This window comes from Paenibacillus daejeonensis DSM 15491 (assembly GCF_000378385.1).
In the GTDB taxonomy this organism is placed as follows: Bacteria; Bacillota; Bacilli; order Paenibacillales; family Paenibacillaceae; genus Paenibacillus_D; species Paenibacillus_D daejeonensis.
The window spans coordinates 79,933-105,581 of record NZ_KB899671.1 but is presented as its reverse complement, the minus strand read 5'-3'; the positions used below and the strand labels follow the sequence as shown (position 1 = coordinate 105,581).

General features: G+C 54.5%; 22 protein-coding genes. 14 read left to right on the top strand and 8 right to left on the bottom strand.

Annotated elements, in window-relative coordinates:
- Positions 1 to 296: 296 nt before the first annotated feature.
- Positions 297 to 1,307 (bottom strand): AraC family transcriptional regulator, encoded by a 1,011-nt coding sequence (locus F556_RS0126080; protein ID WP_020619953.1) that lies wholly within the window; start codon positions 1,305 to 1,307, stop codon positions 297 to 299.
- A gap of 119 nt (positions 1,308 to 1,426) precedes the next feature.
- Here F556_RS0126080 and F556_RS0126075 point away from each other — a divergent pair, with 119 nt between their 5' ends.
- The gene (locus F556_RS0126075; RefSeq protein WP_020619952.1) at positions 1,427 to 2,008 is read left to right on the top strand and encodes an NAD(P)H-dependent oxidoreductase; all 582 of its coding nucleotides are present in this window, start codon (positions 1,427 to 1,429) and stop codon (positions 2,006 to 2,008) included.
- A 125-nt stretch (positions 2,009 to 2,133) separates the two neighbouring features.
- Here the strand turns inward: F556_RS0126075 and F556_RS0126070 are convergent, their stop codons facing one another.
- Entirely contained in the window at positions 2,134 to 2,976 is an 843-nt protein-coding gene (locus F556_RS0126070) for an SDR family oxidoreductase (protein WP_020619951.1), read from the bottom strand.
- A gap of 154 nt (positions 2,977 to 3,130) precedes the next feature.
- Here F556_RS0126070 and F556_RS0126065 point away from each other — a divergent pair, with 154 nt between their 5' ends.
- The gene (locus F556_RS0126065) at positions 3,131 to 4,141 is read left to right on the top strand and encodes an aldose 1-epimerase (RefSeq protein WP_020619950.1); all 1,011 of its coding nucleotides are present in this window, start codon (positions 3,131 to 3,133) and stop codon (positions 4,139 to 4,141) included.
- A 54-nt stretch (positions 4,142 to 4,195) separates the two neighbouring features.
- Here F556_RS0126065 and F556_RS38080 read toward each other — a convergent pair whose 3' ends face one another.
- Both F556_RS38080 and F556_RS0126060 read right to left on the bottom strand, forming a co-directional pair.
- Positions 4,196 to 4,570 (bottom strand): hypothetical protein, encoded by a 375-nt coding sequence (locus tag F556_RS38080; RefSeq protein ID WP_157272958.1) that lies wholly within the window; start codon positions 4,568 to 4,570, stop codon positions 4,196 to 4,198.
- Positions 4,571 to 4,662: 92 nt separating this feature from the next.
- Complete coding sequence (locus F556_RS0126060) at positions 4,663 to 5,268, bottom strand: ankyrin repeat domain-containing protein (protein WP_020619949.1); 606 nt, start codon at positions 5,266 to 5,268, stop codon at positions 4,663 to 4,665.
- 206 nt (positions 5,269 to 5,474) lie between these two features.
- Here F556_RS0126060 and F556_RS0126055 point away from each other — a divergent pair, with 206 nt between their 5' ends.
- The gene (locus F556_RS0126055; RefSeq protein ID WP_020619948.1) at positions 5,475 to 6,008 is read left to right on the top strand and encodes a type 1 glutamine amidotransferase domain-containing protein; all 534 of its coding nucleotides are present in this window, start codon (positions 5,475 to 5,477) and stop codon (positions 6,006 to 6,008) included.
- A gap of 543 nt (positions 6,009 to 6,551) precedes the next feature.
- Here F556_RS0126055 and F556_RS38075 read toward each other — a convergent pair.
- Both F556_RS38075 and F556_RS0126050 read right to left on the bottom strand, forming a co-directional pair.
- Positions 6,552 to 6,704, bottom strand: a complete 153-nt coding sequence (locus F556_RS38075; protein WP_157272957.1) for a hypothetical protein — start codon at positions 6,702 to 6,704, stop codon at positions 6,552 to 6,554.
- A complete protein-coding gene (locus F556_RS0126050; protein ID WP_020619947.1) occupies positions 6,701 to 7,387 on the bottom strand; it encodes a hypothetical protein in 687 nt (228 codons plus the stop codon). The genes F556_RS38075 and F556_RS0126050 overlap by 4 nt, the downstream gene beginning before the upstream one ends.
- Positions 7,388 to 7,707: 320 nt before the next feature.
- On the opposite strand from F556_RS0126050, the gene F556_RS0126045 reads away from it, so the two are divergent.
- The 3 genes from F556_RS0126045 (at position 7,708) to F556_RS0126035 (ending at position 12,248) form a co-directional block, all read left to right on the top strand.
- Positions 7,708 to 8,409 carry a queuosine precursor transporter gene (locus F556_RS0126045; protein ID WP_020619946.1) on the top strand — a complete coding sequence of 234 codons (702 nt, stop codon included), beginning with the start codon at positions 7,708 to 7,710 and terminating at the stop codon, positions 8,407 to 8,409.
- 195 nt (positions 8,410 to 8,604) lie between these two features.
- A complete protein-coding gene (locus F556_RS0126040) occupies positions 8,605 to 9,081 on the top strand; it encodes a MarR family winged helix-turn-helix transcriptional regulator (protein WP_020619945.1) in 477 nt (158 codons plus the stop codon).
- Positions 9,078 to 12,248 carry an MMPL family transporter gene (locus F556_RS0126035; RefSeq protein ID WP_020619944.1) on the top strand — a complete coding sequence of 1,057 codons (3,171 nt, stop codon included), beginning with the start codon at positions 9,078 to 9,080 and terminating at the stop codon, positions 12,246 to 12,248. Before F556_RS0126040 ends, F556_RS0126035 begins: the two co-directional genes overlap by 4 nt.
- A 90-nt stretch (positions 12,249 to 12,338) precedes the next feature.
- On the opposite strand, the gene F556_RS0126030 is transcribed toward F556_RS0126035, so the two are convergent.
- On the bottom strand, positions 12,339 to 13,655 hold the full coding sequence (locus F556_RS0126030; RefSeq protein ID WP_020619943.1) for a deoxyguanosinetriphosphate triphosphohydrolase family protein: 1,317 nt from the start codon (positions 13,653 to 13,655) through the stop codon (positions 12,339 to 12,341).
- Positions 13,656 to 13,723: 68 nt separating this feature from the next.
- Positions 13,724 to 15,991, bottom strand: coding sequence for an ATP-binding protein (locus F556_RS0126025; RefSeq protein WP_020619942.1), 2,268 nt, complete (start codon positions 15,989 to 15,991; stop codon positions 13,724 to 13,726).
- A gap of 279 nt (positions 15,992 to 16,270) precedes the next feature.
- Here F556_RS0126025 and F556_RS36675 point away from each other — a divergent pair, with 279 nt between their 5' ends.
- The 8 genes from F556_RS36675 to F556_RS38440 form a co-directional block, all read left to right on the top strand.
- Positions 16,271 to 17,623, top strand: a complete 1,353-nt coding sequence (locus F556_RS36675; protein WP_020619941.1) for a peptidylprolyl isomerase — start codon at positions 16,271 to 16,273, stop codon at positions 17,621 to 17,623.
- A gap of 817 nt (positions 17,624 to 18,440) precedes the next feature.
- Positions 18,441 to 19,892: a cardiolipin synthase gene (cls, locus tag F556_RS0126015; RefSeq protein ID WP_020619940.1), complete on the top strand. Its 1,452-nt coding sequence runs from the start codon at positions 18,441 to 18,443 to the stop codon at positions 19,890 to 19,892.
- A 93-nt stretch (positions 19,893 to 19,985) separates the two neighbouring features.
- Positions 19,986 to 20,531 (top strand): general stress protein, encoded by a 546-nt coding sequence (locus F556_RS0126010; RefSeq protein WP_020619939.1) that lies wholly within the window; start codon positions 19,986 to 19,988, stop codon positions 20,529 to 20,531.
- A 57-nt stretch (positions 20,532 to 20,588) separates the two neighbouring features.
- On the top strand, positions 20,589 to 20,975 hold the full coding sequence (locus tag F556_RS0126005) for a DUF2188 domain-containing protein (RefSeq protein ID WP_020619938.1): 387 nt from the start codon (positions 20,589 to 20,591) through the stop codon (positions 20,973 to 20,975).
- A gap of 911 nt (positions 20,976 to 21,886) precedes the next feature.
- Positions 21,887 to 22,798: a diacylglycerol/lipid kinase family protein gene (locus tag F556_RS0125995; RefSeq protein WP_020619936.1), complete on the top strand. Its 912-nt coding sequence runs from the start codon at positions 21,887 to 21,889 to the stop codon at positions 22,796 to 22,798.
- Between the two features lie 226 nt (positions 22,799 to 23,024).
- Positions 23,025 to 23,624 carry a hypothetical protein gene (locus tag F556_RS0125990; protein ID WP_020619935.1) on the top strand — a complete coding sequence of 200 codons (600 nt, stop codon included), beginning with the start codon at positions 23,025 to 23,027 and terminating at the stop codon, positions 23,622 to 23,624.
- A 236-nt stretch (positions 23,625 to 23,860) separates the two neighbouring features.
- Positions 23,861 to 25,162 carry an atrophin-1 family protein gene (locus tag F556_RS0125985; RefSeq protein WP_020619934.1) on the top strand — a complete coding sequence of 434 codons (1,302 nt, stop codon included), beginning with the start codon at positions 23,861 to 23,863 and terminating at the stop codon, positions 25,160 to 25,162.
- A gap of 23 nt (positions 25,163 to 25,185) precedes the next feature.
- Positions 25,186 to 25,649, top strand: a 464-nt coding sequence (locus tag F556_RS38440; protein WP_040718190.1) for a hypothetical protein, incomplete at its 3' end; no start/stop codon positions are given.

Sequence of the window (25,649 nt, the reverse complement as noted above, 5' to 3'; positions counted from 1 at the left end):
CCGTCCGCTGTAACTTTGCTCGCACACCCGCCGTCCAGCGGCAGTAGCGCACCAAAGTTCCTTTATTTGCTCACACAACCGCCGTCCACTAGCAGTAGCGCACCAAAGTTCCCTTATTTGCTCGCATCCCCACCATCGGACGACAGTAACGCACCAAAGTTCCTTTATTTGCTCGTACCCCTGCCGTCGAGCGGCAGTATGGTAACAGATCGATGGAGCTTTAGAGGAACAAAAGTGCGTTGAGGTCCATGTTTGACATGGACCAACACATGTTGACCAGGCAGCCCAGCATATGGTCATGGCTGCATGGCGGTGGCGCGGTACTGGCCCGGTGTCAGGCCAGTCCATTTCTTGAAGGCGTTCTGGAAGGCGCTTGGCTCGGAAAAGTGCAGGGCATAGGCGATCTCCCCCACAGCGAAGGGCGTACGCTGCAAATAATCAATCGCCAGCTCCTTGCGAACCTGCATGGATAAGGCGTTGAACGAGGTCTCCTCCTTGCGGAGTCTCTCCTGGAGCGTGCGTGTACTGAGATGAAAAGCGGCAGCCGTCTCTTGCAAAGTGGGCAAGGCCAGCGGTAGCTGACGCCGCAGCCAAGCAAGCATTCGATCGGAGAGTGCCGAGGACATCTCCAACTCCTCGACGCTCTGCCTGGCGAGCCCTTCGAAGAGGGCGAGCAATCGTTGATCCGCGTAGCGGACAGAGTAGTCCAACACGCCGCCGTCCAGCCGCAAGCGGTTATGCGGTTGGCTGAAGCGGGGCATGATGCCGAAGACCTCCAAGTACGGACCGGTATCGGCGGGCGCTTCATGGGTGAACTCCACACCAAGCAGCGGTACAGAACGGTGGCTCAGCTTGCCGAGCAGGTCATACAGCGAGCTGGCCATATCCTCTACACAGTGCCGGGACAGCCCCCGGGGATCGCGCGAGAACATCCGCAGACCCAGCACCCCATCCTGCACCTCCCATTCCAGACCAAACTCGCTCGCCAGAATACTGTTATATCGTTGATACGCCGCCAGCGAGTCAGCAATTGTCCCGCAATGCATCATGACATAACCGAGTATGCCAAGGTCTACAAATTCCATCATTTTGCCCTGATGCAAGCCGAAATGATCATCTCCGGTCCAGGTGGCGGCAGCCAGGGTGAGCCGTTCAAGCTCAGCGCCGGTAATCCGGGTGTCCGGGTCGTCTAGTAGCTGCGGCTCCAACTGGGCATAGCTGCAAAACTCCGCAATGTCATAGCCTGTGCGGGTTAATGTTTTGATCATGGGATTGACCATGGATATCGAGACGCCATAGTCCTGCAAAGCCTATCCCTCCTTGCTTGCGCAATTGTGCAATCATTGTGCGCGATATGTCATATCGGATGCGGGGTCCCGCGTAGTACGCTGATATCATTCAGGTGAAAGAGGAGGATCTCGTTACGATGAAATCAAAAATTGCACTTATTACCGGACATCCCGACCAGTTAAGCTATTGTGCCGCATTGTCGGCAGCCTATCGGGAGGGCGCGGAGAGCGGAGGCGCGGAAGTGCGCCAGATTGATTTGAGCCAGATGAGCTTTAACCCCAGCCTCGCCTTCGGCTACCGCCAGCGGATGGAGCTGGAACCCGATTTACTGGCCGCACAGGAGACCATCCGCTGGGCTGAGCATCTGGTGTTTGTCTACCCGATCTGGTGGGGAAATGTACCGGCTGTGCTCAAAGGATTTCTCGATCGGACGTTCTTGCCCGGCTTCGCTTACCGGTATCGTGAGAACTCGCCGTGGTGGGATAAATTACTGCAGGGCCGGTCCGCTCGTCTGATTGTTACACTGGATACGCCGTCGATCTTCAACCGTCTCATCTATCGGCGCGCTGGCCACCGGGTCATGAAGCATAATGTGCTTGGGTTCTGCGGCGTCAAGCCGGTACACATCACCGAGCTTACGCCCGTGCGCGGCTCCTCTCCGGAACAGCGTGAACGATGGCTGAGCCAGGTGCGGAAGCTGGGGGAGAAGCGGGCTTGAACGAGGCGCATCCGAGCCGAATGCTATAGCGGCCAAGCCTTATCCACTGTCCGCAGCCACCTAACGATCGATGGGCTTGCCAGCGGCAACCAGCATGACAGACCACCAAAGACGTGCCTCATTGCTCAAGTCAGCCCCACTTGTTGTTCGCTCCAGGTCCATAATCGCACAGCCTCCTGCTTGTCTGAGGCCCGGTCGGTTACCGTAGCAGGCTTGCTTTTGATAAAATAATTGCCGCTCACCCGGGCAACCTCCGGGCTGGAAGCCAGATAGATGGCTGTCTGCGCGCCTTCGTCGGGGGTCAGGAAGAAGGGACGCAGCAGCGCGTGGACGCTTTTGCCAAAACCGGTCTTACGGTCGATGCCGATCTGTGTGCTGACCGCTCCCGGATGCAGACTGTTAGCGGTGACGTTGGTCCCCTTCAAGCGATCCGCCAGCTCACGCGTAAACAGGATGTTAGCGAGCTTGGATTGACCATAGCCCTTGACGACGTTATAGCCATTCTGCAGGTTGGGGTCATCCCAGTGGATGCGGCCCCACTTGTGCGCGCCGGAAGACACATTGATGATTCGTCCTTGTGGCGCGGCGGTCAGCGGCTCCAACAGAAGATTAGTGAGCAGGAAATGGCCCAAGTGATTGATGCCAATCATGCTCTCGAACCCGTCGCTGGTCGTCTGGCGTTTGATAGCAACAACGCCGGCGTTGTTGATGAGCACATCCAAGGTCTGGAAGCGCTCGCGGTAAGCCTCGGCAAAAGCACGGATACTCTCCAGTGATCCCAAGTCGCACAGCATCAGCTCGATTCGATCTGACCCGCTGTCCGTCTTGGCCTTGGCCAAGGCTGTCTCTCCCCGCTCCCGGCTCCGGCAAGCCATAATGACGTGGGCACCCTCTGCTGCAAGCTTGGTAACCGTAGCCAATCCCATCCCCGCATTGGCCCCTGTGACGATAACGATTTTGTCCTTCATCGGCTCGCCTCCCCTTCATAAGTAGCCCTATTATAGCATGGCTGCAAGGCTGTCTTCACCTAGCGGTGGGCGCTACCCGGCTCGTCCGACCTGTGGTATAGTGAGGCTAGTTGCATCTAGCAAGTATTAGAAGAACGAACAGGAGGAAGGAAAGATGTCTGCATTGCATCAAGCCTACGAAGGTACATTTCATGAGGAGCCCGCGGTCTGGTTGCGGTCCGGGGATTACGAAGCTGCAGTCCTGCCGGGTGTTGGGGCCAATTTGATCGCGTTTCGTGATACGGCGAGGAATCATCATTATTTAAGGGAACCTGCTGCAGAGGAAATGGAAGCGTTTAAGGCGCTGCCTTACGTCCATGGCATCCCCGTACTGTTTCCACCGAACCGTTATGAGGACGGCAAGTTCAACTGGGAAGGCAAAACCTATCAATTTCCGGTAAATGAAGCGGCCACCGGCAATCATCTGCACGGCTTTGTGTACGGATTGCCGTGGACGGTAGAGGGCTACAGTGCAGATAGCCTGGAGAGTCGTGTTACCTTATCGCTTCATATTGATGAGCAGCATGAGGTGTACACACATTTCCCGCATGCTTTTACCATTCGGCTGCAGTACACCCTGAATGCCGACGGACTGCATCAGCGGGTGCAGGTGCGGAATGACGGGCAGGAGCGGATGCCGTGTCTGATGGCGTTCCATACGACGATTAATGCGCCATTTGCACCGGAGAGCTCAGCGGAGGATTGCACGTTCAAGGTGACGGTTGGCGAGCGTTGGGAACTCAGTGAGCGACTGCTGCCGACGGGACGCTATCAGGAGCTGGGCGAACAAGAGAGCAAGCTGGCGGAGGGCGGACTGTCGCCGTTTTTTGAGGAAATGGATAACCACTACCGGGCGGTGCCGCAGGATGGCCGCAACCGGATGGAACTGACGGACAGCCGTTCCGGGCTGAAATTAGTCTATGATGTGGGGACCGCGTACAAGCAGTGGATGATCTGGAATAACAAAGCGACGCCGGGCTTCTTCTGTCCGGAGCCCCAGATGAACCTGGTCAATGCGCCGAACGGTCCGGATCTCCCGGCAGAAGAGATCGGCCTGATCGGCCTGGCGCCAGGCGAGCTGTGGGAGGAAACAAGCCGCCTCTACCTGGTCGAGCACAAAGCGTAGGAAGTGCCGGAAGAGAGCCGCGGTGGCAAAAAGGGATGCTCCCGGGGCCGCACCCTAGGCGCGCGGCCCCGGGAGCGAGCAGTAGCGGAAGAAAGGTGCGTTACAGCAGGCCATCGTCCTCAGGAGCGAGCAATAGGGGAAGAAAGGTGCGCTACAGCGGGCCATCGCCCTAGGGAGCGAGCAATAGAGCAAGAAAGGTGCGCTACAGCGGGTCATTGCCCTCAGGAGCGAGCAATAGAGGAAGAAAGGTGCGTTACAGCGGGCTAATGTCCTCGAGAGCGAGCAATAGAGGAAGAAAGGTGCGTTACAGCGGGCCATTGTCCTCAGGAGCGAGCAGTAGGGGAAGAAAGGTGCGTTACAGCAGCCCAGCGAGCTAAAGGCCACCGTTCCGCCACCCACTAGCCGCAAAAAAACAAGCAAAACAAACAAGCCTGCGCCCCCCTTTGGGAGTGCGGGTTTGTTTGTTTTGCGCCTGCTTTTGCCGTTCCCGCCTGCTCATCTGCATACCATTCCGCCCGCTGTTAGCGCCTTACACCCAGCAGCTGGGCGACCGGCTTGTGGCCGAACTGGGCCTGGACGGAGTCGCGCGTGGCGGTGCGCTGATGGATATCCGCGCCAGCTTCCAGCAGCACTTCGAACACTTGACGCAGATCCGTCAGCAGCTCGACATGATGCGGGGCCAGATCAAGCTGGCACGCATCCATCACGGCACGCATGAGGCAGGTGTTGCCGTAGGAATCGGTTTGCTCCATGCGGGCACCATGGGCGATCATGTTTCGGAGTGTGGCCAGCGCCCGTTGGAATTGCGCCTCCGTATTCTGGAGGATGCCGCCATAGCCGGGGAAGCGACTGGAGAAGACGGCTGCACGGATCGCATCGTGGATCGCGGGGGCCCGCCATTCGTTGACGCTCTCCCGCTCGATATAGTGAACATCTGCTCCCGCTTCGATCAGAAAGTCCGCGATATCAAAATTCCCCGTCTTGAGGGCCACCTGCAGGGGCGATTGGCCATCGTCCTTTTTTGGCGGCTGTTGGGCTACACTGTGCACGAGTTGACTGTTTCGGGTCACCAGGGATACGACCTTGTCGAGGTCCGATGCTCTGATGGCGAGAAACAAAGCTTTCATCCATTCCCTCCTCGCGGTTGTACTGGCAGACAACGAACTGTTCTGCCTATCTTCCACATTTCGACAAATCGCATGGAAACTCCTTCCGTGAAAATCCCGAAAAAGGTGAAGATTTCCTCAGAGTGTTTGGCTGCTACGGACGAGGGTAATATACGTAAACCCTGGGCATGCTAGCGTCATGTCTATGAAAAAGGAGTGTTTTTCCAATGAAACAAATGACGAAGAAGGTAGCATTTTTGTTGGCGGACCAGTTCGAAGATTCCGAGATGCAGAATCCCTACGAAGCCATCACCAAGAATGGCGATGAAGGCGTCATTATCGGATTGGAGAAGGGCGCTGAGCTAACAGGCAAGAACGGGAAGATTACCTACAAGACACATTTGGCAATCGCGGATGCTGATCCGGCAGACTATGTAGCTGTCATTATTCCTGGCGGCAAGTCTCCATCCCATCTGCGAGACAATAAGGACATCCAGTCGTTTGTGCAAAAGGCGGATGCGGCAGGCACGACGATCTCCGCGATCTGTCACGGACCGCAGGTGCTGGCATCGGCGGGTCTGCTCAAAGGCCGGACCTTGACCGGCTATCCGGAAATTGCGGACGAAATCCGTGGTGCCGGGGCGACCTTCGTGGATAAGGAAGTCGTGGTGGACAATAACCTGATCACCTCGCGCACACCAGACGATGAGCCGGCGTTCATTCAGGAGACAATCAACAAGCTGGGCGTGTCGGCGTACTAATCGCTGGCAGCGCAGCAGCACCCATATACGACGAGAACCCGTTCCTTGAGGAGCGGGTTCTTTGTTCTTGTTTAGGAAATTATAAGTTTCGCTAGCTGTGGATAGGTTTCCGTTGAATCATCCGCAGGACTGATAGTAACAGATGCTGAGTCCAGCCTACTAGCTCCAAGGGAACATTCTTCCCTTAGCGTGAGGGAATGGGCGGACTGGCGTGCTCCAAGGGAACTTTCTTCCCTTAGCGTGAGGGAATGGGCGGACTGGCGTGCTCCAAGGGAACTTTCTTCCCTTAGCGTGAGGGAATGGGCGGACTAGCGTGCTCCAAGGGAACATTTGCTTGCCACCCAGCCAGCTAAACACTGGCGGCTAACGAAACGACAGAGCGTTATTTGGTCCAAAAAGCTGGTTTTGGATTTTTAACGAAACTGGGGAACCTTATTTGATCATACAGCGCGAGGAAACCCGTGTTTTCACAGAATAAAAATCTGTCGTTTCGTTAGAGTTGGGAAAGGGAGATATAACGCGAAATAGCGTGATGAGGTTTCGTTAGAAAGGAGCCGCCAACCAGTACCATCTGCTGCGGTCTGCGGTCTGCGGTCTGCGGTCTGCGGTCTGCGGTCTGCGGTCTGCGGTCTGCGGTCTGCGGTCTGCGGTCTGCGGTCTCTGGGCTACGCCGCCCACCAGGGCGGTTTGTATCACAAGTCATCCGGATGAAGCGTACGGCTGCGCCAACCGACGGCAACCGCCGTGTCTCCTTGCCGGGCGACTGGCAGCGGACCATTCAGCCGGGCAGGGGCCAGACGTCTTGCAGGAACTACGATGCTACTACGGCGATGGTGGCGTAGCTGCACAAGCGAGAACAGGCTAACCAGCAGAATCAGGATCAACACGGGCAGCAGCATTTGCCGCCACGATAGCGACAGAGCCAGCGGCGGAGCGACAGCGTAGTAGAGACTGCAAGCTGTACTGCAGGCGGCGGCGAGCAGTGGAGTAACAAAATACGGGTCCGTTGTCATGTCGCGTTGCTCTCGGGTCGGCGCCTTGCGCCCGCTTCCGATATAGCGGACCATCGTCCACAGGCGGGGCAGCGTGAAGAGCAGAACGCCGGCAGCGGAGACCAGCAGCAAGGGGGCTTGCAAGAGCAGACCTTCCTGCAGCAAGGAGCCGGAGCGCGACATATCCGGTAGACTCATCATCAGGACACTTGCCGCTGTGAGAGGGACCGCCGGCAGGAGCAGCCAGAGCAACAGGCGGGCACGACGACGGAGCTCGGCTTGGGTGCTGCGGCGGGTGATGCTGAATGCACAAGCCGCTGCGACAGCCCACAGCATCAGCAGCAGGCCTTGTACCCAGACATCAACGGCAGGTAGAGGGAAATTCATCGGTCAACGCTCCTTATTTACAAGTTACATCTATATGTACGGGCCTATGTGCATGAACTGGTGTTAGTACCTGCTACTATATTATTATATTTTCGATATTTCGATAACGGCCCATGGTATGGTTTTGTACCTGGTCTCAAGTCGGGGTTCGGTGTCATATCACGGCGGAACATAGGGAAGAACTAGATTTATATTGCGCAGAACCATAACTATGGTGTACATTTATTGGCAGACTGTCGCATGACAGGCGGCCAGGCTGGGCCTGGACCGATCCGCGGTTCGAAACCTTCCCGCGTTATCAAAACTAAGGAGAGTCGAAGATGTTTAATGTGTTGTGGGGTTTGTTATTTGTTATTGTTAATTTTGGTCTGTTTCTGGTCTGTTACCGCCTCTTCGGCAAGAAGGGGCTTTTCGTATGGGTCGCGCTGGCGACGGTGCTGGCCAATATTCAGGTCATCAAGACGATTGAGCTGGTCGGAATCGTGGCGACGCTGGGGAATACGATTTACGTTACCATCTATCTGGCGACGGATCTGATTAATGAGAAGTATGGAGAGAAGCAAGCGCGGCAAGTGGTCTGGTTCGGGTTCTTCACCCTGATTACTTCAATGATCATGATGCAAATGGTGCTGGTGTTTCAGCCGCAGCCAAGTGATCTGGCGCAGGATGCGCTAGTCAGCATTTTCAGCTTGGCGCCTCGTCTGGTTCTGGCCAGTCTGTGTGCCTACTTGGTCAGCCAGCTGCTGGATGTGAGACTGTTCTCCTACCTCAAGAGAAGATTTCCTAACTACAACCAGCTATGGCTTCGCATGAACGGCAGCTCGGGCATCAGTCAGATGGTAGATACGCTCGTGTTCTGCACGATCGCCTTCGCTGGACTGTATTCGCTAGGTATCTGGCTTGAAATTCTGCTGACAACCTATATTCTAAAAATTGTCATTTCATTCTCCGCGACGCCAGTGCTGTATATCGCCAGAAGATTCAAGCATCCGGATGACGAGCCTGTGCAGGCCAAGGGATGACTCGATTCATCGCCGCAATTTTGCCTCCCTCTCCTAATGAGGGAGGCGTTTTTGTGTTAAGCCCAGCATGGCAGTTGACAGCAAGAACGTCCATCTGATATAGTTCGACTATCGAACTATTAGATAGACAAACCATTAGAGAAGCGAACAAGTTGTCAGAGGTTCGTATGGGAGCAAACAGGAGGAGTCTGGAGAATGAGCGATGAACTGTGCAAGTCGATGCTGGAGGACATCATCCGGCGGTATGAGCAGGCGCAATTTACAGTGAACCGTCAGTTGAACGTGATGATGCGGGATCTCATCCCCGAAGAAATCACGGTGGATCAATACGCGACGCTGCGTTATATCCATCAGCAGGAGCGGTGTACGTCCTCGGAGCTCGCGGAGGTATTCAGTGTAGCGAAGAGCTCGATTTCAGCTATTATTACAAGACTGTTCGACAAGCAGCTCATTGTACGAGAGCCGGACGAGAAGGACAGACGAGTGACTTATTTGGCTCTAACGGAGAAAGGCAAGGCAATGTCGGAGGAGCTGAAAAAGCAGATTCAGGAGAGATTGGCGCAATATTTGGGAGCCTTCAATACAGAAGAGGCAAGGCATTTCATCGAGACGTATGAGAAGCTTGCCAGAGTGCTGGTCGAGACCGAAGAGAAGGGCGGCAGACAGGCATGAGAACGGTACTGAAATTCAAATGGTTGATTCTGGCGCTCTGGATTGCAGCATCCGTTGGCTTGATGTTCACCGCTCCCAATATGGAGCAGTTGGTTCGCGAGAAAGGACAGATTACGGTTCCGGACGGTTATTCCTCAACGGAGGCTGCCAAGCTGGCAGCGGAGCTGGGAGGTAGTGAAGGCGGTGGTGAGTTATCCTCCGTGCTGGTCTTCCACAATGAAGCTGGCCTGACGCCGGAGGATCATGCGGAGATCGAGCGCGCCATCGATCATTTGCAGTCGGAGGGATCGGCGGTGGGCGTTACCTCGGTGATGACGCATCTGGAGACGCCAGAGCTGGCTGATCAGATGGTGGCCGAGGATGGCAAGACGATTCTGGCCCTGATCGGTTCGGATCTGGGCGACCGTTCCTATGTCGAGCTCCGCGAGGACCTGGACGGATTGCTGTCCGATGTTCAAGTTGAGCATTACTACACCGGCAACTGGCTGATCGGTGAGGATGTGGTGCAGAGCTCACAGGAGGGACTGCGCAAGACGGAGATCATTACGCTGTTCTTCATCCTGGCGATTCTATTCCTCGTCTTCCGCTCAGCCGTTGCACCGCTGATTCCGCTGGTAACAGTGGGTCTGAGCTATCTGCTATCGCAGTCGGTTGTGGCGTATCTGGTAGAGTATGCAGACTTCCCGTTATCGAACTTCACCCAAATCTTCATGGTGGCGGTCATGTTCGGGATCGGCACGGATTACTGTATTCTGTTGATCAGCCGTTTCAAGGAAGAGCTGGCCCATAGCGGCGACAAAACAGAGGCTGTGCTCAACACCTACAAGCATGCCGGACGTACGGTATTCTTTGCCGGGTTGGCTGTGCTTGTCGGCTTCTCGGCCATTGGCTTCTCCGAGTTTACGCTGTACCGTTCTGCTGTAGCGGTAGCCGTTGGTATTGCCGTACTACTGATCGCACTCGTAACCATTGTTCCATTCTTCATGGCCACGATGGGCAAAACCATCTTCTGGCCGGCACGCGGCTCGCTAGAGCACAAGCCAAGCGGCCTCTGGGGCGCGATGGGGCGCTTCTCGCTGAAACGTCCGGTATGGGCGCTGGTTCTGCTGGCCTTAGTAACCGTACCGTTCTTGTCTGTCTATGAAGGCAAAATTTCGTTCAACTCCCTGGATGAAATCGGGGATAGCTACGACTCTGTTCGTGGCTTCCAGATCATCTCGGACAGCTTCGGTCCTGGCGATACGCTGCCATCCACACTCGTCATGAGAGCGGATGAGCCTCTGGATACGCCGGAGGGCATGGCGGCGATGGAGCAAATCAGCCGAGAGCTGGCAAGCGTGGAAGGCGTGAAGGCAGTTCGCAGCGCCACCCGGCCGACCGGCGAAGCGCTGGACGATTTCCTGGTGACGCAACAAGTGGAGCAGCTCGGCGACGGTCTGGGGGAGGGCAAGTCTGGCCTCCAGCAGATCGAAGAAGGTCTGGCTGAAGCCAGCCAGGCATTGAGTGACAATGCCCCACAGCTGGAAGAGGCAGTCAGCGGCACAGCCGATCTCATCGGCGGCACCCGCGAGCTACAGGCAGGCGTTGTCCAGCTCGGCGATGGCCTGCGGCAGATTGAGCAGGGGATGCGTGACGGCTCGGCCGGTGCAGGCGAGATCCGGGCCGGGCTGGCGCAGGCACAAGCGAGCGCCGAACAGCTGGCTGGGGCGGCCCAGGAATTGCTGACTAGCTATCAGCAGCTCGGCAGTGGGCTGAATCAGATCACAGCGGGTTATGAACAGTTCGCCGGAGCACAGGCAGAGCTGGCGCAAGGTCTGAGTGGCGCGATCCAGGGGCTAAGTGCACTGGGCGAGCAATATCCCGAGCTGCAGGACGATGCGACTTATACGAATCTGGCCCAGCAGATGGCCGTTCTGCAGGGTAGTGCCGAAGCCATGACGAGCGGGCTGACGGAGTTGAACACGCAACTGGCGGGGATCGCTTCCGGAATGGAGCAGGCCAACGCCGGCTTGCAGCAGGCAAGTGGCGGTCAGAGCGCGTTGGCCCAGGGCTTGTCGGAGCTGGTGGATGGCATTGCCCAGCTGCAGAACGGACTGGATCAAGCGGCTGGGGGTCAGAGTCAGATTGTCACGCAGCTTCCAGAGCTGACCGGCGGCTTTGACCAATTGGCAGAGGGACAGGAGCAGCTGCAAGCGGGCTTCGCCGAGCTGGGTGGACAGCTGACGGAGCTGACAGATGGCCTCGACCAAAGCGTCGACGGCCTGCAGCAAGTGTCTGGTGGACTGGAATCGGCGCAGTCCTATCTGACTGAACTGTCCCAGGCACCGAACCAGCAGCTGTCCGGTTGGTTCATACCAGAAGAAGCAATTGGGATGGAGGAATTCCAACAGGCGCTGGATGTGTACTTGTCCGAGGATCGACAGATTGCCAAGTTTGATGTGGTCTTCGAGGGCAATCCTTATGCCCAGGATACAATGGACCAGATTGAAGAGCTGAGTGCAGCGGCGGACCGCGGACTGCGGAGCAGCGGCTTCCAGCAGGCGACGTTTGCCATCGATGGCGTGACCAGTATGAACCATGACCTGGACACCATTTCGAACAACGACTATTCCCGGACTGTGATGCTCATGATTATCGGCATCGGCTTGATTCTGATCTTGCTGTTGCGCTCAATCGTGATGCCGATCTACCTGATTCTATCGTTGTTGCTGACCTACTACACCTCGATGGCTATCGCGGAAGTGTTGTTCGTACGGATTCTGGGCTATGCAGGCATCAGCTGGGCCGTGCCGTTCTTCGGCTTCGTCATGCTGATGGCGCTCGGCATCGACTACAGTATCTTCCTGATGGACCGCTTCAAGGAATACCGCGATCGGTCACCACGTGAAGCGATTCTGATGGCGATGAAGAATATGGGCACTGTGATCATCTCGGCTGCCATCATCCTGGGCGGAACCTTCGCCGCGATGCTGCCGTCGGGTGTGCTGTCCCTACTGCAGATTGCCACAGTTGTATTGTGCGGATTGTTCATGTACGCGTTGCTGATGCTGCCGTTGTTCGTACCGGTGATGGTGCGGACGTTCGGCGAGGCCAACTGGTGGCCGTTCATGAAACGCCGGGACGAGGATCTGCCTGCACCTGGCACAGGCCGCGACATTGGAATGTAAATGAACGGAATGGCTTAGCCTATAACCATAAAAAAGAAGCTTCGGCCCGGGAGGGGGCTGAAGCTTCTTTTGGCTGCTGGTTCCGGTCCGCTAGTCCATCTCGTAGATTGTACCGGAGTGGCTGGTGTACAGCTCGGCGTACACTTTCTCCGCATAGGTGTCGGTCATGCCCGAGATGTAGTCGGCGATGAAGCGGGGCCAGCTCCAGTGACTTTTGTGACGCTCGTAGTTAGCGGTCCAATCCGAAGGAATAATGAGGCGCCCAGACTCCGGATGGATGAAGCTCTCCCATAGTCCGCGCAGCCGAATCTCACTGCGCATCTGCAGCCGCTGGACGCGGAAGTCCTTGATTAGTGTAACCCAGGCCAGCTTCTTCAGAATTTCCATAGTCCGCAGCAGCTCGAAGTCCTGTATACCTTCATGGACAAAGGTAACCTGCTTCCAGCCGCGGGCCGGGTCATCAATGATGCCGATTCGGCCGACAAAGGTGCTGACCCAGCGGGCCTTCATCTCCCGGCGCGTCCGCGAGGATTCGCGATCGCAGCTACTATAGATAGCCTCCCACTGAGCCAGATATGCTTCCAGCACGCGCTTCACCATAGCGGGAATGTCTACACTGTCCCAGCCGAATGCGTGATTGCCGTCATCGGCAATAATCTCCTGTACGACATCGTTGATCAAGCGGCCATCTTCGAAGAAGGCCCGATTCATGCTGATTTTGCCTGCTCGAATGCCATCCTCAATATCATGGGTCGAGTAGGCGATATCATCGCACAGATCCATCAGTTGGGCCTCCAGTGTCGGCGCACCTTCGGGCATGCCCCACTTGTCCCGGAGTTCGCGGATGCCGGCCCACTCGGATGGGTAAACCCCCTTGATTCGTCCGGGTTCGTCCAGGCAGCCCGGATATTTGTTAATGGCCAGCAGCACCGAGGCCGTCAGATCAAGACCGCTGCCGCTGCCCGCCCGTTTCTCCAGAAACATCAGTATTCGGAAGTTCTGGGCATTGCCCTCATAGGGCAGGCCGCACTCTTTTTGGAGCAGCTGGTTCAGCACATCCTCTCCCTTGTGTCCAAATGGCGGATGTCCGAGATCGTGGGCCAGCGAAGCACATTCAACGACCGCAGGATCGATGACGAGCCCGGGGTGTTCGCTTTTGCCCAGCCACGCATATTGACCATTCAGACGACGTGCGACTTCGCGGGCGATCTGCGACACCTCCAGCGAATGGGTCAGTCGAGTCCGATAGTAATCACCTGTGCCTGCCCCGAACACCTGCGACTTGCCTTGCATCCGCCGGAAGGCTGGCGATTGAATCAATCGGGCATAGTCCCGCTCATAAGCTTCTCTCTCATCACTGAACATACTCGCGGTGGACTCATCCAGCCGTAGCTTGCGCAAATCCATGCTGCATCACCTCTTCATCTAGTACCCTTAGCATATCATATTGTTAAGTAAGCTGACCTGTGCGAGGTTCACGACTGATAAGGAGGCAGGATGACTTCAACGGTCGTGCCCCGGCCTTCCTGGCTATGCAGCGTCATCCGTCCGTTATGCGTAGTAATGATCTGCTGGCACACCATCAGTCCGAGGCCTGTTCCGGATTCCTTCGACGTGTAGAACGGCTCTCCGATCCGTTCCAATTGATCCTCGTTCATGCCAATACCTTGATCCGTAATGCGAGCACACAGCTCGCCTTTGTCGGTTGAAGTGAGCTCGATATCGATTGTGCCGCCTTGGGGCATGGCTTCTACCGCATTTTTGAGCAGATTCGCGAACACTTGCTTCAATTGATTAGGCTCTCCGTAGACGAGTGGGATAACGACATCCTTTTCGACCCGAATATGAATCGGATGATCGCCATTCTGCGAATCGAGCAGTACCGTCATGGAACGAACGATTTCCTCAATGTTGACAGGCTGGTAGGAGAGCAGGTGAGGCTTGGATAAAACCAGCAGCTCACTGGCAATATAATTAATATGGTCCAGCTCGGTCAGCATGAGATCCAGGTGGTCTTCACCGATCTTGCCCTTGGTCTTGTGCAACTGGACGAAGCCCCTCAGCGTTGTCAAAGGATTGCGAATCTCATGAGCCACGCCGGCTGCCAGTTGCCCCACGACAGACAGCTTCTCGGAGCGTCGCAGCATTTCCTCCGTCTGTTTGCGGTCCGTAATATTGCGGGAAATGGTGGCGACGGCTACGATGGCTTCTTGCTCGTCGCGGATGGGCGAGATGGTGAGACTGACATCAATGGTGTCGCCAGACTTGGTTAACCGAACGGTCTCATGGTCGGTAATGGAATGTCCTCTGAGGACCTGTCCTAGCAACTCCCGGTATTCTTCTTGCTGCTCCAAAGGCAAATTCTCAAGTGGTCTGTCTAATACCTCTTCAGCGGTCCATCCGTAGATTTCCTCAAAGGCCTGATTGGCCTGCATGACCAAGCCATCCCGTGTAGACACGTGAATCGCATCGGAGGTGTGATTGATGAAAGACTCAAGATACTGCTTGGTGCTGCGTAATTCTTCGGACGATTCTTTGATCTGCTGCACATAGAGGTTCAGACTGGTCGACATGGAGTTGACACGCGCGGCGAGCTCTCCCAGTTCGTCCTTCGAGTGGATATGGATATGTTGACCAAATTGGCCTTTGGCTATAGTGTTGACACTACTCAGGATCTGATTCAGAGTGCGCAGCAAAAAACCAGATGTGACGTAGCTAGCCACCATGGCGACCACAAGCAAGATGGCAGATATCACGACGTGAAGCAGCATCTGCCGATTAAGCAAATGCAGGACAGAACCGTAATCGGTTGTGACACTCAGTACATAATCTGTAGACCCGCTGAGCGGAATAAAGCTCTTCAGCACATCCGTTCCGTTAACCGATGCGGTGGTCGTGACGACCTGTTGCTGGTCGGAAGCATCCAGAATATGAGCAAGATCGTAATCATTCTGGTACGTATATTCGCCAAACATGATGCCCCGGACATCAAGGTTGTGCACGATGACCCCGCGCTTAATGCGGAGGATCGGATCTTTGCCAAAAAATTCAGGGTTGAAGCCAGTGATTTCGAGTACATTATCGTTCTGGTCCACTAGTTGGTTGAGCAGGGCATTGGTACCGGCCATTTGTTCAAAGGAAAGCAGGGATTGGGCATTGAGGTAGGGGTTGATCATATAATTGGTCGAGCCGTCGTAATAGTAGCCCCATTTGTTGATCTTCGATGGATCGGACGTGGCAAAATTGTAGGGCCCCGACCAAAAATTCGTTAGCGCCAGGCCCTCCCGGACAGATACGGGTTCAAGGTTGAACAAGTTACTGAATGCGTCATACCAGTACCCCCAGGTCTTGGCGCTGAGTCCGATTTCATCCGGCTCGGAGGAACGGACAGAGATGATATCTTCCTCTTCCTGCACCCACAGGGTGATGTCATCTACGCCAATCCGGTCGCTGACGGCGTCTAATTGTTCGTTCGTAATTTCTTCATAATTAGAGGGTAGAAGTTCAAGGGCAGCAACAGCCGAGGCTCGAAGCGAGCTGCCGACCGAATCTTCGACTTTCATTTTGGCTTGCTCTGACATGTCTATTGTAGCTCCGATTTGCTTGGCAATGCTGCTGGCCTGTTGCTCGGACGCGGCGATCCATTCATTTTTGCTGGATATATAGTAGATGGAAATGTTAAGTGTGAGGATAACGGCTACAATGAGGGAGATAAATAAGGATAGTTTCATTTTGATGGACATGATGCGGGACCTCCTTTGTCCAATTGCTCTATTGATATTACACGCTTCGTAAGCAACCTGCAATTTAAATTCAATCTTTTAAATTTTTTCCGAAAGCTGCAATTTGACCTTGACTTTGACGGGTCTAAAGGCTTGAAAATTTATCTTGTTTTAAGGTAATTTCACCAGGAGTTTGCTATATTCGTAAGGTAGCAATGAAATATAATGGAAATGGAAGCTGTTGTTAACCTGCAATTAAAAGCAGTTCTTAGGAACGAATAGACGGAAGGGGTTTCTGGAATGAAAGATGATGATTACAAAAAGCCGGGTAGCGCGGAGGATTCCGATGCGCTAGATGCGGACCGTAAGACAGATCAGGAAATCGAAGCAGAAACAACTCCCGAATCAGATCCAGATCATGTGAACGATACACGGTCTGAGTCGGATGCCAGTCAGGCTGCCGGGGAGAGAGAGCCTTACCCGGCCTCGGCAGCAGGAGTTGAAGAACCCGGTCACACGACGCTTGGCGACCGGACGGACCCGGAGGATGCGGAGCGCGCAGCGCTGGTATCGCCTTCGAGTGCTGATCCGCAAGCGCCTGTAGCACCGGAGACACCGCCAATTAGTACAACGGCACCCAATACGACGGCGTCCGCGAGCGGTCGTGGCTGGATGGGGGTATCGCTGGTGCTGCTGATCGCCCTCATTGCCGTAACGATCTGGGGCGCGATGCGCGGCGGCGCCATCGGCGGCGACGATGTGGCGACAGTCAATGGCGTCGGTATTCCGAAGGAGACGCTGTATCAGGAGCTGGTTAAATCCGGTGGGGAGCAGACGCTGGACAACCTCATCACTGAGGAGCTGATCCGTCAGGAGTTCGACAAGTCGGGCGTTGTAGTAACGGATGAAGACCAGAATAAAGAAATCGAATCCCTCAAGGCGAGCTATCCGGAAGGCGAGTTCGAGCTCGTACTGGCTCAGAACGGTTTGACGGAAGAGGCTCTGAAGGAGCAGCTGTACTTCCAGATCGGGCTGCGCAAGTATTTTGAGCCGCAGACCAATGTGACCGAGGAGCAAGTGAAGGAATATTACGAGAGCATCAAGGACCAGCTCGGAACACCGGCACAGGTCACAGCTTCGCACATCCTGCTGGAGACCCGCGAGGAAGCGGAAGCCGTGAAGGCTGAGCTCGACGGCGGTGCGGATTTCGCCGAGCTGGCACGCGAGAAGTCGCAGGACCCTGGCTCCAAGGAGCAGGGCGGCGAGCTGGGCTCGTTCGGCCCGGGTGCATTCAATAACCCTGCGTTTGAGGATGCGGCGTTTGCACTGGAAGCGGGTGGCGTGAGCGATGTTGTGGAGTCACCCAGTGGCTTCCATATCATCAAGGTGACCGACAAGCAGGAAGGCGTCACCCCGCCGTATGAAGAGCAGGCAGAAATGCTGCGCAACCAGTTGATCAGCCAGGAGGCTAACCCGCTGATTGGACCTTGGATCGAGGAAGTTCGGGCGAACGCCACCATTCGCAATACGTTGGCACCGGAAGAAGAGCCGACTGAGGATGTAGATCCGCCACTTGAGGGGATCGAGGAGCTTCCACTGGAAGGCAACACACCAGCAGAAGGCAATGCACCGGCCAACACACCGGCTCAGTAACAGAATAGCTGAGGGACAGCGGCCCAGTCCGGGCTGCAGCCCTTGTAAACGCGAAGAAACCTTCAAGCCACGTTCGGTGGACTTGAAGGTTCTTTGATTTGTGTGCCGCAACGCCGCCAACCGCCTGCTGTAATGCACTTTTCTTCCTCTAATTGTCCGCATCTCGGCCAACTGCCCGCTTTAACGAACATTTGTTCCTCTAATTGTCCGCATCTCGGCCAACCGCCTGCTGTAACGAACTTTTCTTCCTCTAATTGTCCGCATCCCGGCCAACCGCACGCTGTAACGAACTTTTCTTCCTCTATTTGTCCACATCCCGGCCAACCGCCTGCTGTAACGAACTTTTCTTCCTCTATTTGTCCGCATCCCGGCCAACCGCCTGCTGTAATGCACTTTTCTTCCTCTAATTGTCCGCATCTCGGCCAACTGCCCGCTGTAACGAACTTTTCTTCCTCTATTTGTCCGCATCCCGGCCAACTGCCCGCTGTAACGAACTTTTCTTCCTCTATTTGTCCGCATCCGGGCCAACCGCCTGCTGTAATGCACTTTTCTTCCTCTATTTGCCCGCATCTCCGCCAACCGCCTGCTGTGACGAACTTTTCTTCCTCTACTTACTCGCATCTCCCTCATCGGCCAGTTGTAACGTACCAGCTGCTGGAATACGTCACTTGGAATCATCCGTAGGATGATTTGTTCAATATACCTTCGCAACCGCCATAGGAGAGAAGTTTGGTGAGATTAGTATTTTCTGCTATATTTATTTTATAAGCTTATAGAGTTCTTGATCCATACATAGGCGGAAGCAGGGGGCACTTGCATGCCATTGGGTATTTTTCAGGATACGGTTATCTTACTGTACATCCTCAATATTTTCTTCGCCGGCACCGTCATTTTCCTCGAACGCCGCAACATTGCAGCGACTTGGGCATGGCTGCTGATCTTGCTGTTCCTTCCAAGCGTGGGGTTTCTACTGTATCTGGTTGTTGGACAGAACCTTAGCCGCCGCAAGATTTACAAGGTCAAGGTGGACCGGCTCAAAGAAATCCGCGACATCCTCAGCCGCCAGTTTCGCTTGCTGGAGCAGGGCAAAATCGTTTATCGCGACCCCGTCATCGCCAATTATCATGATATGATTCTGATGAACCTCGTGAGCGCTTACTCCCTGTTCACGCAGAACAATCGTGTCGAGATCTTCACCGACGGGAACAGCAAGTTCAATTCTCTCCTGGATGCCATTGAGCAGGCGGAGCATCATATTCATCTGCTTTATTTTATCGTGCGCGACGACGAACTGGGCAAACGTCTGATCTCCGCACTGGCGCGCAAAGCACGTGAAGGCGTCGAGGTGCGTTTTCTTTTCGATCATGTCGGGTCCCGGGCACTGCCGCGTCGATTTTTCTCCGAGTTGGTTGAAGCCGGGGGCGAGATGGCGGCGTTTTTCCCTTCACGCATTCCGCTGCTGAACCTGAGGCTCAATTACCGCAACCACCGCAAGCTGGCCATCATCGATGGCTATGAGGCTTACATCGGCGGCTTTAATATCGGCAATGAATACCTCGGCCTCGTCGAGCGTTTTGGCTTTTGGCGGGACACGCATCTGAAGCTGGTCGGCAGCGCGGTGCAGCAGATTCAGGTACAGTTTGTCCTGGACTGGAACCTCGCCTCCAAATCACAGATTCCCATCGATGAGGAGTATCTCCCCAAACCGCGGGAAGGCGGCAATGTCGGGATGCAGATCATCGCCAGTGGACCCGATTCTGAAGCGGAGCCGATCAAGAACGCCTATCTCAAAATGATCTATGCAGCCAAAGAAAGCATTTATTTGCAGACCCCCTATTTTATTCCCGATGAGAGTCTGTTGACGGCGCTGAAGCTGGCTTCCCTCTCAGGCGTGGATGTCAAAATCATGATTCCCAAAAATCCGGATCACAAGCTTGTCTATTGGGCGTCCTCTTCCTATCTCGGCGACCTGCTGGAGAGCGGGGTGCGCTGTTACCTGTATGAAGCAGGATTCCTGCATGCCAAGACGATTGTTGTGGACGGAGTGGTGGGATCGGTGGGCACAGCGAACATGGATATCCGCAGCTTCCGGCTCAATTTTGAGATGAATGCTTTTATTTATGACTCGGCCACAGCCTCGCGGTTGAAGGCGATCTTTGAGGAGGATAGCAACGGTTGTATCGAGCTGACCCGGGAGCAATACAATAAGCGGCCGTTGCGTTTGCGCCTCAAGGAGTCACTCGCGAGGTTGCTGTCTCCGGTGCTTTGACGTTTACAATATCCCCCGAGGGGTAAGTAGGTAGTATAGCGGAGGACGGTCTACAGATCCTCGGTGACTACCAACTAACAGGAGGGATTCACAATGAGCGAGAAGCAGATCATCGGTGTATTTCACTCGGAGCAGGAAGCGATACAAGCGATTGAAGGTCTGAAGAAGCGCGGCTATAGTACAGACGAAATTTCCATTGTTGCCAAAGATAATGAGGAAGCCTCTTATGTCTCGGAAGCGACAGGAACCAAAGCACCTGAAGGCTTGGCAACAGGAGCCACAGCGGGCGGTGTACTTGGCGGATTGGCAGGTGTGTTGGCTGGTGCGGGTGCACTCGCAATTCCTGGTATCGGACCAATCCTCGCAGCCGGTCCAATTGCAGCAGGGCTGACAGGAGCGGCAGTGGGTGCTGGCGCAGGCGGTCTGGTGGGCGGTCTGATCGGGCTGGGCATTCCGGAAGAGGAAGCCAACCGGTACAGCGATTATGTCAAAGAAGGACGGATTCTGGTTCTCGTCGAGTCCGACGACAATCGGCGCAACGATGCGTATTCGACCTTCCGCGAGTACAACTCGCTGAATTCGGACTCCTACGTGAGTGACTGGAGTGCAGTAGCCAATCATCCAGACCAGACCAAGTAGATTGGGCTGCGTGATGGCACAAGAACCGATTCGATAACGGAGAAGGAGCTGAACACGATGCCGTGGACACAGCGGGATTATCCCGATTCGATGAAGAACCTGGAGCCGCGCGTGCGGAATAAGGCAATTGAGATCGCCAATGCCCTACTGGACGACTACGATGAGGGACGGGCGATTGCTATTGCCACTTCGCAGGCCAAGGAATGGGCGGATAACCATCCGGATCATCAAGGTGAGGGAGGCAGTAACCACGCCAATCTCCACGTCGTCCCACATGAGGATGGCTGGGTGATCAAGCGCGAGGGCCAGGAGCGGCCTGAGAAAAAGCTGTCGACCAAAGCAGAGGCGGTGGATTATGCCAAAAATCTGGCATCCGACCGCAACTGTAGCGCGATCATCCATCGCCAGGATGGTACAGTGGAGACCTCACATAATTATGCCTGACAGCAGGGCCCGACAGAGCTCCAAGGAAGACAATCACAAAACGTCCCGCTGCGACGCCGTACTAACGGCAACGCAGCGGGACGTTTTGTCGTAGTTACCCGCCACTGAGCCATAAAGCGAGCATCAGCAGGAAGACAACAACCGTAAGCAGATGTTGCCAGTCGTTTGGCTGGTGAACCGCTAAACAGGTGGCTTTTGGGCCTAGCAGGACATAGCTTATGTACAAAATCGATCCGCGATAGAGAGGAAGACGCCAAACAAACTAAAAGTTCCGCTTATCAGAGATAACCGGAACTTTTAGCTGTTCGCATATCGACTATTCAATTGTTACCTACAACTCCGTTCCATTGTCTTGCGTGATCCTTCCATCAATCGCAATCCGTTCAGATTTTTTTGGTACTATGGATATTCGGTGATTCGCCTGCCTGCTAAGGCTTGTCAGCACGACTTCGAATCCCCTTAGGCTCAATTCCGACTGGTTGACCTCTGGAATCCCCCACATGATTTCACCGGATCCAGCAAGATACTTTCCTTTTTTAAGGGAAGGCATCCTTTCCGATGGGTTCCTTGTTCAAGGGAACACAAGTTATCATGCTTCGCTCACATTCTCCAATGGGCTATCCCCTTCCGTATTAAGCTTGAGTAAAGAATACTACATAGAGTGACTATTGTAAATATTCAGAAAATTCAAATATGGGCGATTGACACGTTATATTCGCTTGCTCTCTCGCATTTCCTTGATAATGCTTTCATTTACAATATTTTTAGAAAATTCGTCAAATCATCGCACGAGGGGACATTTGTGTCAGCTACGGTGAATCGAATATACTAGAAGCGAAGAGAAGCATAAGAATTTGAACTGCACTTGTAAAGGATAAATAGGTACAGACTAAGGTAGGAGATGAGTCGGGATGTTCGAAAAAGCACTATTAATCTATAACGGCTCAGCCGGACAAGCAGATATTGGCGAGCAGCTGGCAACACTGACACGTATCCTCGCTCCTGAGATCGGGGAGTTAACGCTGCTCCAGACCAAGGAGAAGGGCGATGCAGAGCGCTACTGCCGGGAACGCGCGGAAGCGGTAGACCTGCTGTTGATCCTGGGCGGAGACGGGACAGTCCATGAATGCATCAATGGTCTGGCTGCGCTTGAACACCCGCCTGTGATTGGGATCCTGCCGGGCGGAACCTGCAATGATTTCTCGCGGACGCTCCGCCTGCCCCAGCAGTTGGCGCAAGCGGCAGAGGCAATGGTTACGGGCCGGACACTAGCGGTCGATATCGGTGTCATGAACGATCGTTTTTTCTCCAACTTCTATGGTATTGGTCTGATTACCGACACCTCAGAGAACATCAACAGCGAGCTGAAAGGAAAGATTGGCAAGCTGAGTTACTTCCTGAGCGCGCTGCAGACGGTGCGGGCGGCCGAGTCCTTCTCGTTTGAACTGGAGACGGACCAGGGAATCGTGACTGGAGAGGCTGTCATGATCCTCGTAGCCAACGGCGGCTTCATCGGAACGAATGAGCTGCCCGACGTCGAGAACCGGCTAACCGATGGGCTGCTCGATGTCTACATTATTCGTGAGGCAGGTCTGCCGCTGCTGCTGGAGCTGCTCAACCAGAAGACCAGCAAGCAATGGGATCCGGAAAGCAGTAGCATTGATTACCTCCAATCCTCCCGTGTGACGATTCGAACGGAGGTACCCAAGCGAGCGGACACCGATGGCGAGGTCTACATGGAGACACCGGCCGAGCTGTCCCTGCTGCCACAACGTCTGACGTTTATCGTGGGCGGGGTAGGCGAAGAGGATGCGCAGGAATAGGTAATCGTGTAGGTGAATAGAGCATTAGGGCGGAGTCGGGGGATCCTGGCTCTGCTTTTTTGTGCTTGGCAGGACGGAGTCAAAAATGGCGCTAAGGTACGCTGGGATTGTTAGAGTTTTCGTGATGGCGGAGAAATAATGGGAGAGGGGGAAACTGTAAAAATTGGGAGCGAACGAAACTGTTGCATGCTAGAAACGTAAGTAAGGAGGGAGGAGGTTGATCGGAATGAAGGTGAAAGAACGAATCAAGTTGGTGTTAGGAGCGGTTACGATTCTGTTACTCTTGTCCGGCTGTTCAACAAGTAAACCTTCTTTGGAATTGATTAGTGCTGCGGTAGAGATTACGGATGATGAGGAGAAGGTCGGGGGAGTAGGGATCACTTCTGGAGACAGGGAGGGTGAGTTCATTTATGCTCAGACTCTCATCTATGATTTTGTGATCAAGAATACGGGGAAAAGCACGCTTGGCGGAGCGGAGAAACCCAATTTCCAGACTTTTGACTACGCCGACGGAATCAAGGTTTCAATTGAGCCTAAGCAAGAGCTACTAGAGGTTTCGACTGAAAGCTTGGGTATCAACATCTATGATGCGGAAGACAATAATTTAGGCAGAGAAGAAGTGAGTACAGCCGTTCTCGAGCCCAACCAAGAAGGAAAGTATTCTTTTAAATTTAAATTGGGTGCAACAGAAGAGAATCCTGACTTAGTGCTTACTCCTCCTGCAGAGCAATTAGATCAACTGAGAGCACTGGCCATGCAAGCCCATGTAGTAGTCACCGTTGAAGACGAAGAGATTGCACGTTTTGACCTCAGTGACTGGGAATAACCATAAAGAATCGCGGCCCCCACCCGACAAGGTGGGGGTTTGTTTTCGTCTGTTTTGCCTGCCACAGTGCGAACACTCATAAACCGGGTTAGATGCGAAACGAATCGCTTTGTTTGGAAAATCTAGGGTCGTGTTAATACAGACATGTGATCCAAAACGAAGCAACACACGTATCACCTTATAGAACAGCCTCACAGACTTACGATTACGGTACGTTGGGGAGGAGGTGAGACTTGATGACAAGTGGCCAATCTGGCCGACAACAACGGGTCTCCTTGCTAGGCATGATAGGGATGTTGGTCTTATTGCTAGCGCTTACACATAGCGTGTATGCACCCAAAGCTTCTGCATTGCTCAAGGATGTGTTGGGGCCGGTGCTTTCTTCCCCCACTGAGGAGGATGAGAACAGCGAGCAGGTTCAGGAGCGATCAGCCACCACCGGGAACAGCGGACTGCTGTCCTTGCCGGAGATCAAGCTTGAACTTCCAACCATTAAGGTGGATACGCCGATCGTTAAGGTCGAGACTCCACCAGTAACAGTAGAAACCGGACCGGATCTTCGCGACACGAAGGTCGATGTTCCATCTATCAAGGTGGATACGCCGATCATTCGAGCAGAGACTCCCAAGGTTGAAGCCAATACGAAGTCCGTCGTGCCGGAGGTAAAGGTGACGGTACCTGAAGTCGAGGTCAAGACCCCGATCATTCGGGCACAGACACCTGAAGTCAAGGTTGACGTCAAGCCTGAACCGGTGATACCGGACATTAAGGTGACGGTACCACGGGGCGAGGTGAAAACGCCGATAGTGGAGGTGGAAACACCTGCCGTCGAGGTTCATGTGCCGCCAGTTGCACCTGGTAAGCAGCCTTCGGAACCGACGGAGATTCTGCCAGTTCAACCTCAGCCTACAGAGAATCCGAATCAAATTGGGGTACAACCGGTTGACCAGGAACCAGCATCTGCAACTCCTGTTCCCGGGACACCTAGTGCGCCGGAAGCGCCAGTTGTTGAGCCGGAGATGAACTCCGGCCAACCGGAACAACCCGTTGAACTGGAGCTTCCATTCGAGCTGATGCCGACAACGGAGCAGACAGAACTGGAAGCAGTTACTGGAGCTGGAGTTCATCCAGCACAGCCGGACCAGGTGGTGAGCCAGCCGGGAGCTGATGCCAAGGTCGAGGATCGTGTATCTGCTGTCGACGGACAGCGTGCTGAACCTCAGTCGCAAGAAAGGCAGCAGCCCCTAAGGCAGCCGGTGACGGCGTTGCCTCCGGTCTGGAGTAGCTCGGGTTCGAGCGTAACGCCAGGTCAGCAGGGTGGTGGACTGGGTGGATCGCCAAGTGCAGGTGGCGGCGGACCAACCGCACCTATCCATTTGACTGAAGCTGCGGCGCCTGGACTTCCTTCGGTGAATGGAATACGACTAAGCAACCTCTATCTGTTGGGCAAGGACCAGTGGTGTCAGCCACCACCGGGACAGCCTCCCATGTATGCCTTCTTCTCTATCTATTGTGATGTCACTACATTCACAACTTAAAAATGAGAAGGAGTGCATATAAAATGAAAAATTCGACTAAATGGGTAAAAACGACGGTAATGACGGGTACATTGTTCGTAGGATTGTTGGCTGCTTCACAGACAGGTTATGCATCCAGTGACCACAATAGCCGACTGGGCTTGGGGCTGGGGCTGAACTTGAATGCAGACACCTCGGTATCCTCAGAGAGCACGCGTCATCAGGATGGACACAGCTCGCAAAGCAAAGGCCTGCTGGGTCTGGACCTGGGCTTGGACGCTAATGCACAGGTGGAAGCCGAGTCTAATAGAAGCAATCATCAAGGGAACCATGAATCTAGTCAGGAGAGTCGTCTTGGCCTGGATGTCGGATTGGATGCCAATGCCAATGTCGCATCGGAGACAATGACCGAAACGAACCGCCACGAAGGGACAACTGCATCGGCTAGCGAAAGCAAAGCGAATGTAGGCCTGGGAGTGAATGCGGACGTGGAAGCTGAGTCGAAGAC

Coding starts and splice junctions, on each gene's coding strand:
- cls (WP_020619940.1), top strand. CDS start 18,441: ATGCCATTGGGTATTTTTCAGGATACGGTTATCTTACTGTACATCCTC.
- F556_RS0126045 (WP_020619946.1), top strand. CDS start 7,708: ATGTTTAATGTGTTGTGGGGTTTGTTATTTGTTATTGTTAATTTTGGT.
- F556_RS0125995 (WP_020619936.1), top strand. CDS start 21,887: ATGTTCGAAAAAGCACTATTAATCTATAACGGCTCAGCCGGACAAGCA.
- F556_RS0126075 (WP_020619952.1), top strand. CDS start 1,427: ATGAAATCAAAAATTGCACTTATTACCGGACATCCCGACCAGTTAAGC.
- F556_RS36675 (WP_020619941.1), top strand. CDS start 16,271: ATGAAAGATGATGATTACAAAAAGCCGGGTAGCGCGGAGGATTCCGAT.
- F556_RS0125990 (WP_020619935.1), top strand. CDS start 23,025: ATGAAGGTGAAAGAACGAATCAAGTTGGTGTTAGGAGCGGTTACGATT.
- F556_RS0126030 (WP_020619943.1), bottom strand. CDS start 13,655: ATGGATTTGCGCAAGCTACGGCTGGATGAGTCCACCGCGAGTATGTTC.
- F556_RS0126005 (WP_020619938.1), top strand. CDS start 20,589: ATGCCGTGGACACAGCGGGATTATCCCGATTCGATGAAGAACCTGGAG.
- F556_RS0126065 (WP_020619950.1), top strand. CDS start 3,131: ATGTCTGCATTGCATCAAGCCTACGAAGGTACATTTCATGAGGAGCCC.
- F556_RS0125985 (WP_020619934.1), top strand. CDS start 23,861: ATGACAAGTGGCCAATCTGGCCGACAACAACGGGTCTCCTTGCTAGGC.
- F556_RS0126010 (WP_020619939.1), top strand. CDS start 19,986: ATGAGCGAGAAGCAGATCATCGGTGTATTTCACTCGGAGCAGGAAGCG.
- F556_RS0126025 (WP_020619942.1), bottom strand. CDS start 15,991: ATGTCCATCAAAATGAAACTATCCTTATTTATCTCCCTCATTGTAGCC.
- F556_RS0126060 (WP_020619949.1), bottom strand. CDS start 5,268: ATGAAAGCTTTGTTTCTCGCCATCAGAGCATCGGACCTCGACAAGGTC.
- F556_RS0126050 (WP_020619947.1), bottom strand. CDS start 7,387: ATGAATTTCCCTCTACCTGCCGTTGATGTCTGGGTACAAGGCCTGCTG.
- F556_RS0126035 (WP_020619944.1), top strand. CDS start 9,078: ATGAGAACGGTACTGAAATTCAAATGGTTGATTCTGGCGCTCTGGATT.
- F556_RS0126040 (WP_020619945.1), top strand. CDS start 8,605: ATGAGCGATGAACTGTGCAAGTCGATGCTGGAGGACATCATCCGGCGG.
- F556_RS0126070 (WP_020619951.1), bottom strand. CDS start 2,976: ATGAAGGACAAAATCGTTATCGTCACAGGGGCCAATGCGGGGATGGGA.
- F556_RS0126055 (WP_020619948.1), top strand. CDS start 5,475: ATGAAACAAATGACGAAGAAGGTAGCATTTTTGTTGGCGGACCAGTTC.